Origin of the sequence: Pelomonas sp. Root1444 (assembly GCF_001426885.1) — a bacterium.
Lineage (GTDB): Bacteria > Pseudomonadota > Gammaproteobacteria > Burkholderiales > Burkholderiaceae_C > Pelomonas.
Window position 1 is genome coordinate 78709 of the sequence record NZ_LMFP01000029.1, and the last position, 13381, is coordinate 92089.

Genomic DNA, 13381 nt, shown 5'->3' on the forward strand with positions numbered 1-13381 from the left:
TGACAAAGCCCGAGGACACCCCGATGACCGCAACGACGACGGCCATGCCTGAGCGCACCGATGGCCTGCACCCCGCGCTGCCGCGCGACGGCCTGGCCGGCACGCTGGTGGGCCGTGTCTGGCGCGCCGGCCCGCCGGACGGGCCCGCCGTGGTGGTGCTGCGCCCCGAGGGCGTGTTCGATGTCAGCCGGCAGTTCGCCACCATGAGCACGCTGCTCGAGACCGACGCGCCGGCGCGCGCCGTGCGCTCGGTGCAGGGCGAGTTCTTGTGCAGCGTCGACGCGCTGCTCGCCAACAGCCAGGCCGGTGGCCGCGACGCGGCCGTGCCCTGGCTGCTCGCGCCCTGCGACCTGCAGGTGGTGAAGGCCGCCGGCGTGACCTTTGCCGCCAGCCTGATCGAACGCGTGATCGAAGAGCAGGCCGGCGGCGACGCGAGCCGCGCGCAAGGGCTGCGCAGCCAGGTCACCGCCTTGATCGGCACCAGCCTGTCCGAGATCCGGCCCGGCTCGGCCCAGGCGCAGGCGCTCAAGGCACTGCTGCAGCAGAAGAAGCTGTGGTCGCAGTACCTCGAGGTCGGCATCGGGCCCGACGCCGAGGTCTTCACCAAGGCGCCGGTGCTGGCGGCCGTCGGGCACGGCCAGGACATCGGCATCCGCGCCGATTCGGCCTGGAACAACCCGGAGCCCGAGGTGGTGCTGGCCGTCAACAGTCGCGGTGGCATCGTCGGCGCCGCGCTCGGCAACGACGTCAACCTGCGCGACATCGAGGGCCGCAGCGCGCTGCTGCTCGGCAAGGCGAAGGACAACAACGCGTCCTGCGCCATCGGCCCCTTCATCCGCCTGTTCGACGACCACTTCGGCCTGGACCAGCTGCGCCGCGAGACCGTGCACCTGCAGGTGAGCGGCCCCGACGGTTTCACGCTGCGCGGCATCAACACCATGGCCAGCATCAGCCGCGACCCGGTCGACCTGGTGGCGCAGACGCTCGCCAGCCACCAGTACCCCGACGGCTTCATGCTGTTCCTCGGCACGCTCTTCGCGCCCACCGAGGACCGTGACGAGCCCGGCGGCGGCTTCACCCACAAGCTGGGTGACGTGGTCACCATCCACAGCCACTGGCTGGGCAGCCTGCAGAACCGGGTGACGCATTGCGACGCCGCGCCGCCCTGGCGCTTTGGCCTGCGCGCCCTGATCGGCAACCTGGCCGAACGCGGCCTGCTGCAGGGAGCGCGGCTGTGATAGACGCCACCATCGAGCGGTTCTGCCGCGTGATCGACTTGGCTGTCGCCGCCGCACTCGCCGTGATGGTGGTGCTGGTGTTCGGCAATGTCGTGCTGCGGTATGGCTTCAACTCCGGCATCGCCGTCAGCGAGGAAGTCTCGCGCTGGCTGTTCGTCTGGCTGTGCTTCATGGGCGCCGTGGTGGCGATGAAGGACGGTGCGCACCTGGGCACCGACATGCTGGTGTCGCGCCTGCCGGTGGCCGGCAAGAAGGCCTGCATGGTGCTGGGCCATCTGCTCATGCTGTACGTGACGTGGCTGTTCCTCGATGGCAGCTGGCAGCAAGCCCGCCTCAACCACGACGTGACAGCGCCGGTGACCGGGGCGCCGGTGTCCGTCTTCTACGCCGCGGGCGTGGTCTTCTCGCTCTGCGCCGGCCTCCTGCTGCTGTTGCAGCTCGCGCGCCTGCTGACCGGCCGGCTGCGTGAAAGCGAGCTCGTGATGGTCAAGGAGTCGGAAGAGCAGGCCGAACTCGAAACGCTGCAGGCCGAGTTGGCGCGCGAGGAGTCGCTGCGGGCCTCGTCGCCCACATCCGGCAGCCGCACACGGCCATGACCGTCTTCATCTTCCTCGGCAGCCTCCTCGGCGCGATGGCGCTGGGCATTCCCATCGCCTACGCCCTGCTGGCCAGCGGCGTGGCGCTGATGTGGCACCTGGGTCTGTTCGACGCGCAGATCCTGGCGCAGAACTTCATCAACGGGGCCGACAGCTTTCCGCTGCTGGCGGTGCCCTTCTTCATGCTTGCCGGCGAGATCATGAACGCCGGCGGGCTGTCGCAGCGCATCGTCAACTTCGCGCTCGCGCTCGTCGGCCACGTCAAGGGTGGGCTGGGCTACGTCGTGATCCTCGCGGCCTGCCTGCTGTCGGCGCTGTCGGGCTCGGCTGTGGCGGACGCCGCCGCGCTCACGGCGCTGCTGCTGCCGATGATGATCAAGGCCGGGCACAAGAAGGAGGTGTCGGGCGGGCTGATCGCGGCGTCCGGCGTGATCGGCCCCATCATTCCGCCGAGCATCGGCTTCGTGATCTTCGGCGTGGCCGCCAACGTGTCGATCACCAAGCTGTTCATCGCCGGCATCGTGCCCGGCATCATGATCGGCGTGGGCCTGGCGCTCACCTGGTGGTGGGTGGGCCGCAAGGAGACGCTCGCACTGCCCCAGCGCAGGACGCGGGCCGAGGTCTGGGCGGCGGCACGCGACTCGGTGTGGGCGCTGATGCTGCCGGTGTTCATCCTGGTGGGCCTGCGCATGGGCGTGTTCACGCCCACTGAAGCGGCGGTCGTGGCCGCCGTCTACGCGCTCTTCGTCGCCACCGTGATCTACCGCGAGCTGTCGCTGAAGGCCCTTTACAGGATCTTCGTCACGGCGGCCCGCACCACCGCGGTGGTGATGTTCCTGGTGGCCGCGGCCATGGTGTCGGCCTGGTTGATCACGGTGGCCAACCTGCCGGCGCAGATGGTGGACCTGCTGCGCCCGCTGCTCGGCAACCAGACGCTGCTGCTGATCGCCATCATGGTATTGGTGATGCTCGTGGGCACGGCCATGGACATGACGCCCACCATCCTGATCATGACGCCGGTGCTGATGCCCTTGATCAAGGCCGCCGGCATCGACCCCGTCTACTTCGGGGTGCTGTTCATCATCAACAACTCCATCGGCCTGGTCACGCCGCCGGTGGGCACGATCCTGAACGTCGTGGCGGGCGTGGGCCGCATGAAGATGGACGAGGTCACGCGCGGCGTACTGCCGTTCATGGCCGCGCAGTTCGCGGTGATGTTCGTGATGGTGCTCTTCCCCCAGACGGTGCTGGCGCCGCTGCGGTGGTTCTATTGACGCGCCCACCCCCGGCGCGGGCTGCGCGGCTGCTCACGGCCGAGCTGCGCCGAGGCCCGTCCCGTCGCCTGGTCTACCGCCGCACGAACCGCACATGGGTCGGCCGATCCATCGCCACTTCACTCCCCACGGGTGACAGCGTGCCGCGCTCCGCATCGATGCGAAACGAGGTGACGTTGCCGCCGTTCTGATTCGCCGCCACCAGAAACCGCCCCCCGGGCACGATCCCGAAGCTGCGCGGCGTGCGACCGCCGGTGCCCGTCGTCTCGATGAACCGCAGCGAGCCGTCCTGCGGGTCGATGGCGAACACCGCGATGCTGTCGTGCCCGCGGTTGGACACGTAGAGGAACCGGCCGTTGGGGTGGACCAGCGTTTCGGCGGTGCTGTTGCCTTCCGCCTGCGCACCGCGCGGCAGCGTGGACAGCACCTGGAAGCCCTCCAGCGCGCCGGTCGCCGCATCCAGGAGGTAGGCGGCCACGCGGGAGGTCAGCTCCAGGTTCACGTAGACGTGGCGGCCGTTCGGGTGGAAGGCCAGGTGGCGCGGGCCGCCGCCGGGCTCGGTGGTGGCGAAGGCGGGCGCGTTTGGCGAGAGCCGCCCGCTGGCCGCATCCAGCCGGTAGATCAGCACCTTGTCCAGCCCCAGGTCGGGCACGTAGGCGCGGGTCTGGGTCGGGTCGGCGTAGATGCCGTGGGGGTGCGGTTCCTTCTGGCGCTGCAGGTTGACGCTGGAACCTTCATGCTGGACGGTCGAGGCCGCCGGCTGCAGGCGGCCGTCGCTGCCGATGGGGTAGGACACGACGTTGCCTCCGCCGTAGTTGGCCAGCAGCAGCACGCGCCCGCTGGCGTCGATGGACACATGGCAGGGGCCGTTGCCCCCGGAGGGCTGGGTGTTGAGCAGCTTCAGGCTGGCGTCCGGCTGCACGGCGAAGGCGGCCACTTCTTCCTGCCAGGCACCGTCGGCGTCGCGGCTGGCGGCGGTCGCGTAGACCAGCGGCTTGCTCGGGTGCATGGCCAGGAAGCCCGGGTTGCCGATGGCAGCGGCCAGCCGCGGCGGCGACAGCGCGCCGGTCGTCTCGTCGAGGGTGGAGACGTAGATGCCCTTGCTCTCGCCGCTGGTTTGGGTGCCGACATAGACCAGCGTCTCGGCGGGGGTGGCGATGGGCATCAGGGCGGCGCTGAGCGCCAGGGCGAGTTTCTTCATGCAGGTCGTCGGGTCGAAGGGCAGGGGCCCCGGGGCGCTGGCGGATGGCTGCCGCCGCCGGGCCCCGCATTGGACCCGATGGGCGGGCCAGCCCCAGGCTTGCTAGGCCGGGTTTCGCGATACCCTGGCAGCGTGCCAGCGGCAAAGGATGGCTTGTGAGTCAACTGGGTGGCCACCGTCGAAGAAGGAGACGCCTCGCGCCAGGCCTGCTGCTGGTTTCGGCGCTGTGCATGCCGGCACTCCCGGCGCTGGCGCTCGATGCGCCCCCGCAGATCTCGCAATACGCGCACACCTCATGGACCGCGCGGGACGGGACGTCGCTGGGCCTGGTGTTCTCGATGGCGCAGACCCAGGACGGCTATCTGTGGCTTGGCGGGTCATTTGGCATGTTCCGCTTCGACGGGCTGCGGTTCACGCCCTGGCAGCCGCCGGCCGGGCAATCGCTGCCGGACAACCCCTATGCCCTGCTGGTGTCCCGCGACGGGACGCTCTGGATCGGCACCTTCGACGGCCTGGCGAGCTGGAACGGCAAGACGCTGACCCGCCACCCGCAGGTCGGCGGCGGCTTCGTGACGTCGTTGTTCGAGGACCGTGAAGGCACGGTCTGGGCCGGCCTGCTCGGCAGCGAGGGGCGGCTGTGCGCCATTCGCGCGGGGCAGGAGACCCAGTGCGTCAAGCCGGACGGCGGGTTCGGCCAGTTCGTCTGGAGCCTGACCGAGGACAGCGCCGGGGCGCTGTGGGTGGGGGCGGAGTCCGGCCTCTGGCGCTGGAAGCCCGGGCCACCTCAGCGGGTCGAGACACCCGGCATGCGCGTGGGCGACTTGAGCGCGGCCGCCGGGGGCCAGCTGCTGGTCGCCATCCGTGGTGCCGGGATCAGGCGCGTCGTGGGCGACAAGCTCGTGCCCTTGCCGATGCGAAGCGCTACCCGGCCCGGCGAGTGGCTTTCCGACCAAGAGATCAAGGCCAACAAGCTGCTGCTGGACCGCGACGGCGGCCTGTGGGTGGGCTCCGAGGCTCATGGCCTCGTCCATCTGCAAGACGGCAAGGCCGACATGTTCAACCGCGCGGACGGCCTGTCGGGCAACATCGCCTGCAGCCTGTTCGAAGACCGCGAGGGCAACATCTGGTTCGGCAGCGAAAAGGGCGTGGACCGCTTCCGCAAGTTGCCGGTGACGACGATCTCGACGCTGCAGGGCCTGCCCAGCGGGGCGACGAAGTCCGTGCTGGCCACGTCGGACGGCAGCGTCTGGGTGGGCACCGCCGAAGGGCTGGCGCGGTGGCGCAAGGACGCGAGGCCCACCGTCTACAAGGAGCGCGACGGGCTGCCCGCTGCGGCGGTGCAGTCCATGTACGAAGACAGCGACAAGCGCCTCTGGGTGAGCACGGGCCGGGGCCTGGCCTACTTCGCCGCCGACCGCTTCGTCGCCGTCAACGGCGTGCCCGGCCGGGAGTTCTACTCCATCACCGGGGACGAGGCGGGCAACCTCTGGCTGTCGGCCAATGACGGTCTGGTGCGGCTGCGCAAGGGCCAGGTCGTCGAGAACATTCCGTGGGCCACGCTGGGCCGCCGGCAGCAGGCCAAGATCATCCTGGCCGACGGCACGGGCGGCTTGTGGCTGGCCTTCTGGCAGGACGGCGGCGTCCTGTATTTCAAGGATGGCAAGGTCCAGGCGGCCTACCTGCCGGCGCAAGGGCTGGGTGCCGGCCATGTCGCCGGGCTGCGGCTGGATGCCGACGGCGCCGTGTGGGCGGCCACGGAGAAGGGCGGCCTGAGCCGGATCAAGGACGGCCGCGTGGACACGTTGACCGTCGGCAACGGCCTGCCGTGCAACACGGTGCACTGGTCGGCGCTGGACGACAACGGCTCGCTTTGGATGTATGCGGCCTGCGGGCTGGTGCGTGTGATGCGCGACGACCTCGCGGCCTGGATCGCCGACCCGGGCGGCCACCGCATCGCCCCGAAGGTCATGGGCGCGGCGGACGGCGTGCCCCTGATGGCCTTCTCACCGGCCTACTTCAACCCGCCCGTGGCCAAAGGCCCGGAGGGCAAGCTGTGGATGGTGTCGGGCGTCGACCTCCAGGTCGTCGCCCCCGACCATCTGCCCATCAACCCGCTGCCGCCGCCGGTCCACATCGAGACGCTGGTCGCCGACCACAAGGCCTACACCGTCGCCGACGGCCTGACCCTGCCACCGCGCGCCCGCGACCTCAGCATCGAGTTCACTGCGCTCAGCCTGGTCGACCCCAAGAGCACGCGCTTCCGCTACCGCCTCGAAGGCCACGACACCGACTGGCAGGAGGTCGTCGACCGGCGTCAGGCCACCTACACCAACCTGCCGCCCGGCCACTACCGCTTCCACGTCAAGGCCGCCAACAACAGCGGCGTGTGGAACGAAGAAGGCGCGCAGCTCGCTTTCGCCATCGAGCCCGCCTTCTACCAAACCCCCTGGTTCCGCGTCGCCGCCGCAGTCGTGCTGCTGGGCCTGGCCTGGAGCGGCTTCCAGCTCTGGCTGCACATGCGCATCCGGCGCCTGCACCGCCAGTTCGAGGCCCGGCTGGAAGCGCGTGTCGCCGAGCGGACGCGCATCGCCCGCGACCTGCACGACACCCTGCTGCAACACTTCCACGGCCTGCTGCTGCAGTTCCAGGCTGCGTTCAACCTCCTGCCCGAGCGCCCGCGCGAATCCAAGCAAGTTCTCGCCGGCGCCATCGACCGCGCCGCCGAAGCCATCACCGAAGGCCGCGACACCGTGCACGGCCTGCGCACCTCCACCCAGGAAACCAACAACCTCGCCGAAGCCCTGCAAGCCCTCGCCGAAGACCTCGCCCACGAGAACGGCCACACCGCCACCGCCCACGTCCAGGTGCATGGCGCGCCGCAGGCGCTGCACCCGCTGGTGCGCGACGAAACCTTCCGCATCGCCGGCGAGGCCCTGCGCAACGCCTTCCACCACGCCCAGGCCCGGCGCATCGACGTCGAGATCCGCTACGACGCCCGGCAGCTGCTCGTGCGCGTGCGCGACGACGGCAAAGGCATTGCTGCGGACGTGCTGCGCGCCGGCGAGAAGGAAGGCCACTTCGGGCTCAGCGGCATGCGTGAACGCGCCGCGCTCGTCGGCGGCCAACTCGCGCTGCGCAGCGGCGGCACCGACCCCGGCGCCGGCGCCGGCGCCGGTGCCGAAGTGGAGTTCAGCGTGCCCGGGTCACGCGCGTACAGTCGGCCTGCACCGACGCGGGCCTGGTTCCTCCCTAAAAGGCTCGCCCCCAGCGAGATCGGCGAATGACCGCAGCACTCACCCGCATCCAGGTCCTGTGCGTCGACGACCACCCCATCGTGCGCCAGGGCATCGCAACCCTGTTGTCCGTCGAGCCCGACATGGCCCTCGTGGCCGAAGCCGCCAACGGCCGCGAAGCCATCCAGCAATACCGCGCGCACCGCCCGGACGTCACGCTGATGGACCTGCAGATGCCCGGCATGAGCGGGCTCGACGCCATCGGCGCCATCCGCGCCGAATTCCCCGACGCGCGCATCATCGTGCTCACCACCTACGCCGGCGACGCCCAGGCACAGCGCGCGCTGCAGGCCGGCGCGCGCGGCTACCTGCTCAAGAACGCCCTGCACAAGGAACTGCTCGACGCCATCCGCAGCGTGCACGCCGGCCGCAAGGCGCTGCCCTCCGAAGGCTCCTTCGAGCTCGCCGGCCAGGTCGCCGACGAAGCCCTCACGCCCGCGGAAATCAGCGTGCTGCGCTTCATCGCCCAGGGCAACGCCTACCCCGAGATCGCCCGCGCGCTCTCGCTCAGCCAGGACGCCGTCGAAGGCCAGGTGCGCGCCATCCTGGCCAAACTCGACGCCCAGGACCGCACCCACGCCGCGATGGCCGAACTCAAGCGCGGCATGGTGCAGACCGAGCGTGCCGCGCGGCACGCCGCCGAAGCCGCCAACCGCGCCAAAAGCCAGTTCCTCGCCGGCATGAGCCACGAACTGCGCACCCCGCTCAACGCCGTCCTCGGCTACGCGCAGCTGCTGACCATGGAAGGCGGCCTGACCGAGCGGCAGGCGCGCGGGCTGGACACCATCCACGAAAGCGGCCAGCACCTGCTCGCGCTGATCAACGACATCCTCGACCTGGCGCGCATCGAGGCCGGCCGCACCGAGCTGAACGTGGCGCCGGTGAACCTCGGCGACCTGCTGCAGACGGTGGTCAACCTCATGCGCGTGAAGACCGACGAGAAGCAACTGGCCTTCGCGTTCGACGCCGCCGCCGGCCTGCCGGAGGCCGTGCTGGCCGACGAGCGGCGCCTGCGCCAAGTGCTGCTCAACCTACTGGGCAACGCCATCAAGTTCACCGACGCCGGCACCGTCACGCTGCGCGCGGCCGCCGAGCCCCAGGGCCAGGCACAGGTGCTGCTGCGCCTGGACGTCGAGGACACCGGCGTGGGCATGCGCCCCGACGACCTGGACCGCATCTTCGAACCCTTCGAACAGGTGGGCGACGCGCAGCGCCGCAGCGGCGGCACCGGGCTGGGCCTGGCCATCACCCGCGCGCTGGTGAACGACATGGGCGGGCAGGTGCAGGTCAGCAGCGAACCCGGCCGCGGCACCTGCTTCCGCGTGGAGCTGCCGCTGCCGCTGGCGCCGCCGGCGCAGGCCCAACCTGCGAAGCCAACTGAAGTGACAGCCGAGGTGCCCCGCTACCCGGGGCCGCCACGGCGCGTGCTGGTGGTCGACGACGTGGCGGCCAACCGCACGCTGATGTGCGACTTCCTGACCAACGCCGGCTTCGAAGTGGCGCAGGCCAGCGACGGCAGCGAACTGCTGGCGGCGGCGCGGCGCTTCCGGCCGGACCTGATCGTGATGGACAGCGTGATGCCGTCGGTGGACGGCGTGGAAGCGACGCGGCGGCTGCGCCAGGACGCCGAGCTGGGCGGGGTGCCGGTGATCGCCGTATCGGCCTCGGCCACCGCCGAGCACCGCGCGGCGTGCCTGCAGGCCGGGGTCAACGTGTTCCTGACCAAGCCCGTGTCGCTAGAGGCGCTGCGCGGGCATATCGGTGAACAGCTCGGGTTGGACTGACCTGCCGACAGGCTTTACAGCCCGAAGGAGCCGCGGGTATCGCCAGACGCGTGCAACACGCGGACAACATCAATGAAGCAGACGCCGTAGCGGCCGAAGGTAAAGCTGCGAATGCTGGCCGGCGGCAGGCATTGCGGCACTTCCTACCGGGCGACGTCCGTTCCCGGAATTGGCGAGCGCCAGGCGTTCACGACTGTCGTGCGCACGCCCGGCAGCTCGCCGGCGCCTGAGACCGTTGGGCCCGGCAGGTCAGTTGCGATCGGGGCGCGGAGCGCGCATCGCCACTTGAGACCCGTTGGCCGTGGTGGTCGCCGTGCCATCGGCCGCGGTGCGGTTGGCCCCCATCAGGCCGCCGGTGCGGTTGTTCGGATTGCGGCCCATGTCCTGGTCGCCCGGTGTCACGGCGGCCTTGGCGGCGCGGCCGGCGTTCGTCGCTCCGGCGGCGGCACTGGAGTCGTTGCCCATCAAACCACCGGTGCGGTTGTCCGGGTTGCGGCCCATGTTCTGGTCGCCAGGGGTCACGGCAGCCTTTGCTGCACCGCCGACGCTCGTGGAGCCGGTGGCCGCGTTGGTGTCGTTGCCCATCAAGCCGCCGGTGCGGTTTTCCGGATTGCGACCCATGTTCTGGTCGCCGGGGGTCACTGCGGCGCTCGCTGCGCGCCCCACCGAAGTGGTCGCGGTCTGCGCGGTTGCCGTCGTGGCCAGGGCGGCGACGGCCAGTGCCACGAAGAGGTGCTTGTGCATGGTCGGTCTCCAATAAGAAGTGGAGTACCTGGAGGGCAAGCCGCATGCCGATGCGGTGTTCAGTTGGTGGCTTAACTCGCCGCACCGACTCTGCCTTCCTACTGCGCTTGGAGGCGGGGGCGGCGCTGCACGCGCATATCACCATGGGTACGAATTCGTAGGTTGGTGGGGAGCGGCGAACCTACGTGCGGTGGATATCCAAATGTTGGAGTTCGCAGGCTTACTCCAACCTACCGCGCTTAAGATTTGAGACTTGGTTCCGGTTCGGGGGTCACCCAGGTTCGGATTTGCGATTCGATGCCGACCGGGGCCAGATCGCTTATTCAGTACACGATAGGGCGTCGAAAAGGGCTTTCAGCGATAGGTCGTTTGGATCCTCAGCCAAGATGCTTTCACGGTGTTTGATATGAAAGAATTTGGAGGCTCGTCCTGAAGCTTGTCTGATCTCTTCCTTCAAGTAGTCATGCTCCATCAGAATTCTGCAGAGTACAGGCCAGTCTGAATCATTGACAATCTTGCTCGCCTGGAAGTCCTCGTTATCCGCTCGCAGCCAGTGCTGCCGAAGCCGCGCTGCACGCATCAGGAGCGTGTAAATGGGTTTATTGCGAAGCGTATAGGAAGCAAGTTTTCCCGCGTTTGTCGCATTCGCGTCTCGCCCGTGAGCGTCGAGCCATGCGGCCACCTCTTCCGTGCCGATTATTTCGGCCCCATTGGCCATCGAAATTTTCGTGGGCGACGGGAAGGACGGTGATACGCGAGCCGATTCATCGGCGAGCAGGCTACTAACTGACGATCCTATCCAGGTCAATTCAGAAAGGTCAGCGCCGCGCACATCAAGTTGATTAATTTCGAAGTTGGTTAGCGTCGCGCCAGGACACGAGCCACGAATGAGGGCGTCATCAATCTGAAACTCCCGCAACTCTATGGAGGACTGACTTTGAACCGATGGTAAGGCAGCGAGCACCAATGCCCCGACGTTCCGTAGTCCACGGTCTGCGCTGGTATAGCCCATCGGCAAGTTGGAAGCACATTCCCAGAATGATGAAAATTGCTCTGGACCAGAAATGGCGGCCTCTGCAGCTACATCACTGAATACACTCAAGAACTCAGCGCCCAGCAAGTTGCGCCGAATAAATTTTGGCACATCCCCGCGACCCAATGCTCGAATTGAAACGATGGCCACAAAATAGCTCAGCAAATACGAGTGCATGAACTTTTTGAAGCCGGGACGTTCGTCATTGACAAAAAACGCTACGACGCTTGCGCGATTCTTAATAAGCGTAGTTACCTCCGCAGGCAACCCTTCTTTAAGACTTGCCTCACCAATCCAAGACAGCTCACTTGCATCCAGAGATTCAGTCTGTGAATCAGCCATTTGCCGAGCCACCTCACATAAAAACTCGCCGACGAAGTTCTCTCTTTCTCCTTGATCCATCACAGCTTGGACTGGTTTTCCGAATAGGCCGGCCTCGCGTCGAATCATTTGATTCACAAGCAGCGGAGTGAGATACCTCTCGTGCTTGTCCTTCAGTTCCTTCGGTTTGACGTGTTCGGCCAGTATGCGAAGAAAGACTGGGCGTAAAGCGAAGGAATCCGCTTCCAGTAGCACGGAAATCGAAGGTATTTCGAAATTTGCTTCAGTCCAGTTATGCCTTTTGAGCCATTCCTTGGCTTGATCAGTTGTCGGCGTCCTCAGCGTAAGACCGGTGACTATGTCCACAGATTCACGAAGCGCTGGTACGTCTTTCAGCAATCGCGACCGGCCAATGAAGGTGTCGCGGCCGGCCAGGATCAGCGAGCCCTTGCCGCGTATGAAGGTCACTAGCTCGCCAAGTTGAGCCCATGCCATTTCGTAACCGTTTGGATCGGCAAGTTCGTCGAAGCCGTCGATTGCGATTACGACAAGTCCGTGCTTGGCTAAGATGGGAATTTGATCATAAGTGATCTGCGAACGGATGGTCTGCAAGCTGAATGCCATTAGGTCGAGCAGATTGGACAGCACTCGTCCGCGGCTCTTCACATGCAGTATTAGTGGCCTTGCTGTTGTTCGATAACCCTCGGCTCGCAAGAGGGCAAGTTGTTCTATTAAGCTCGTCTTGCCGATACCTGCCGGACCATCTATTAGCAAGATCTCCGATGCGTCATCGGGTCGCGCAGCGCTCCCAAGGAGCGCATCGACTGCGTCAAGGGAGCGAATGTCGGTCGAGTTGTGTGTCGTGCCGCAAAACGGAAGCAGACCTGATGCTCCGGGGAGCTCTCTTTTCAGCAGTTCACGCTGAGAATCCGCCCAACGCCGTAGATTCGAAAACAACTCCGAGGCCAAAGCTGCAGATAAGCTCGCGAAATTCCGCGCAGGCGTCGTACCCCAGGTACATTGAACCTTGCCGCTTGTTTTGTCTAGCACTAAACGAAGAGGGCGACCTTCCCGCGTCAGCTTGAGAGATATCTTGTCACTCTGTTCGGTAGCCTTGACTGCGTTGTCACCGATGTCGCTAAACGGAGCAAGATCAGCAACCAATTCGTCGCGAGTAATATTAGCCATTGATCAAAATTCCGTCTAATGGTAGCAAACTTGATCTGATATTTTTTTGCAGTATCATCGCTCTTGAATTAGTGCCTGTGAGCGCAAATTCTGCCGTATATACTGGGGGAATGAAATCATCATCCTCAGTGACTACTACGATCCAACGTGTCTTATCCCGATGGGCAGTCACCACTACATCAGAGGCGAGCGCCGTATCCACCATTTTTTCCTCCCAGCCGCCTCTGGAACGAGGTCGCACTGTGTCGGACAAATGGCAGCCGAGTTTGCGATGGAGACGAGAGGCGGAGGCTTCGAGAAGATGGTCTCCGAACTCCACTAGGGGCGAGAACACGACGTTGGGCCGCTGCGATAAGGAAGCAAAGTCGGCTTTCGCAACGGTAATCTGCGCCGCCTTGCGATTTGGGGTGACTTCGTACCCCTTGTGCCAGCCATGATAAAGCCGCAGCGCGACCCTAAATCGTAGGCTTCCATCGATCGAGGCGAGGCACCGGGCGACGCGCCGAACGGTCTGCTTGAATGCAGCATCGGCTGTTCCTACGGGGTCCGTGTCCTTGTCCCTCTTCGTGAGTAGTAACTGAGAATTCCAGTCGATGAATGCGCTCACATTGACAATGGTGGAAGCCGCGGGTATTGATTGCATGCGCCAACTCTATCGCTTATCAGCCACCGGCCACCCCTCCACAGCATGATTGCTGGGGATCAATGG

Annotated in this window: 9 protein-coding genes; 5 read left to right on the forward strand and 4 right to left on the reverse strand. The window is 66.4% G+C overall.

What is annotated here, in order from left to right:
* The first annotated feature begins 23 nt into the window (after positions 1-23).
* From ASD35_RS24365 to ASD35_RS24375, 3 genes are read left to right on the forward strand one after another with little or no spacing between them, the layout of a single operon-like run.
* Positions 24-1238: a fumarylacetoacetate hydrolase family protein gene (locus ASD35_RS24365; RefSeq protein WP_235538450.1), complete on the forward strand. Its 1215-nt coding sequence runs from the start codon at positions 24-26 to the stop codon at positions 1236-1238.
* On the forward strand, positions 1235-1834 hold the full coding sequence (locus tag ASD35_RS24370) for a TRAP transporter small permease (RefSeq protein WP_056877570.1): 600 nt from the start codon (positions 1235-1237) through the stop codon (positions 1832-1834). The genes ASD35_RS24365 and ASD35_RS24370 overlap by 4 nt, the downstream gene beginning before the upstream one ends.
* The gene (locus ASD35_RS24375; RefSeq protein WP_056877571.1) at positions 1831-3108 is read left to right on the forward strand and encodes a TRAP transporter large permease subunit; all 1278 of its coding nucleotides are present in this window, start codon (positions 1831-1833) and stop codon (positions 3106-3108) included. The genes ASD35_RS24370 and ASD35_RS24375 overlap by 4 nt, the downstream gene beginning before the upstream one ends.
* A 73-nt stretch (positions 3109-3181) precedes the next feature.
* Here ASD35_RS24375 and ASD35_RS24380 read toward each other — a convergent pair whose 3' ends face one another.
* The gene (locus ASD35_RS24380; RefSeq protein ID WP_056877572.1) at positions 3182-4309 is read right to left on the reverse strand and encodes a lactonase family protein; all 1128 of its coding nucleotides are present in this window, start codon (positions 4307-4309) and stop codon (positions 3182-3184) included.
* 230 nt (positions 4310-4539) lie between these two features.
* Between ASD35_RS24380 and ASD35_RS24385 the strand changes: the two genes are divergently transcribed.
* Positions 4540-7593: a sensor histidine kinase gene (locus ASD35_RS24385; RefSeq protein ID WP_056877573.1), complete on the forward strand. Its 3054-nt coding sequence runs from the start codon at positions 4540-4542 to the stop codon at positions 7591-7593.
* Positions 7590-9386, forward strand: a complete 1797-nt coding sequence (locus ASD35_RS24390; RefSeq protein ID WP_056877574.1) for a response regulator — start codon at positions 7590-7592, stop codon at positions 9384-9386. Before ASD35_RS24385 ends, ASD35_RS24390 begins: the two co-directional genes overlap by 4 nt.
* A 249-nt stretch (positions 9387-9635) precedes the next feature.
* Here ASD35_RS24390 and ASD35_RS24395 read toward each other — a convergent pair whose 3' ends face one another.
* From ASD35_RS24395 to ASD35_RS27465, 3 genes are all read right to left on the reverse strand, one after another.
* Positions 9636-10130, reverse strand: coding sequence for a hypothetical protein (locus ASD35_RS24395; RefSeq protein WP_056877575.1), 495 nt, complete (start codon positions 10128-10130; stop codon positions 9636-9638).
* Between the two features lie 319 nt (positions 10131-10449).
* Complete coding sequence (locus tag ASD35_RS27460) at positions 10450-12672, reverse strand: NACHT domain-containing protein (RefSeq protein ID WP_157275754.1); 2223 nt, start codon at positions 12670-12672, stop codon at positions 10450-10452.
* Positions 12665-13315 (reverse strand): hypothetical protein, encoded by a 651-nt coding sequence (locus tag ASD35_RS27465; RefSeq protein ID WP_157275755.1) that lies wholly within the window; start codon positions 13313-13315, stop codon positions 12665-12667. The genes ASD35_RS27460 and ASD35_RS27465 overlap by 8 nt, the downstream gene beginning before the upstream one ends.
* Between the last annotated feature and the right edge of the window lie 66 nt (positions 13316-13381).

Excerpts from the sequence above, each read along its gene's own strand:
- ASD35_RS24365 (WP_235538450.1), top strand. The coding sequence starts at position 24 with ATGACCGCAACGACGACGGCCATGCCTGAGCGCACCGATGGCCTGCAC.
- ASD35_RS24375 (WP_056877571.1), top strand. The coding sequence starts at position 1,831 with ATGACCGTCTTCATCTTCCTCGGCAGCCTCCTCGGCGCGATGGCGCTG.
- ASD35_RS24380 (WP_056877572.1), bottom strand. The coding sequence starts at position 4,309 with ATGAAGAAACTCGCCCTGGCGCTCAGCGCCGCCCTGATGCCCATCGCC.
- ASD35_RS24385 (WP_056877573.1), top strand. The coding sequence starts at position 4,540 with ATGCCGGCACTCCCGGCGCTGGCGCTCGATGCGCCCCCGCAGATCTCG.
- ASD35_RS24390 (WP_056877574.1), top strand. The coding sequence starts at position 7,590 with ATGACCGCAGCACTCACCCGCATCCAGGTCCTGTGCGTCGACGACCAC.
- ASD35_RS24395 (WP_056877575.1), bottom strand. The coding sequence starts at position 10,130 with ATGCACAAGCACCTCTTCGTGGCACTGGCCGTCGCCGCCCTGGCCACG.
- ASD35_RS27460 (WP_157275754.1), bottom strand. The coding sequence starts at position 12,672 with ATGGCTAATATTACTCGCGACGAATTGGTTGCTGATCTTGCTCCGTTT.
- ASD35_RS27465 (WP_157275755.1), bottom strand. The coding sequence starts at position 13,315 with ATGCAATCAATACCCGCGGCTTCCACCATTGTCAATGTGAGCGCATTC.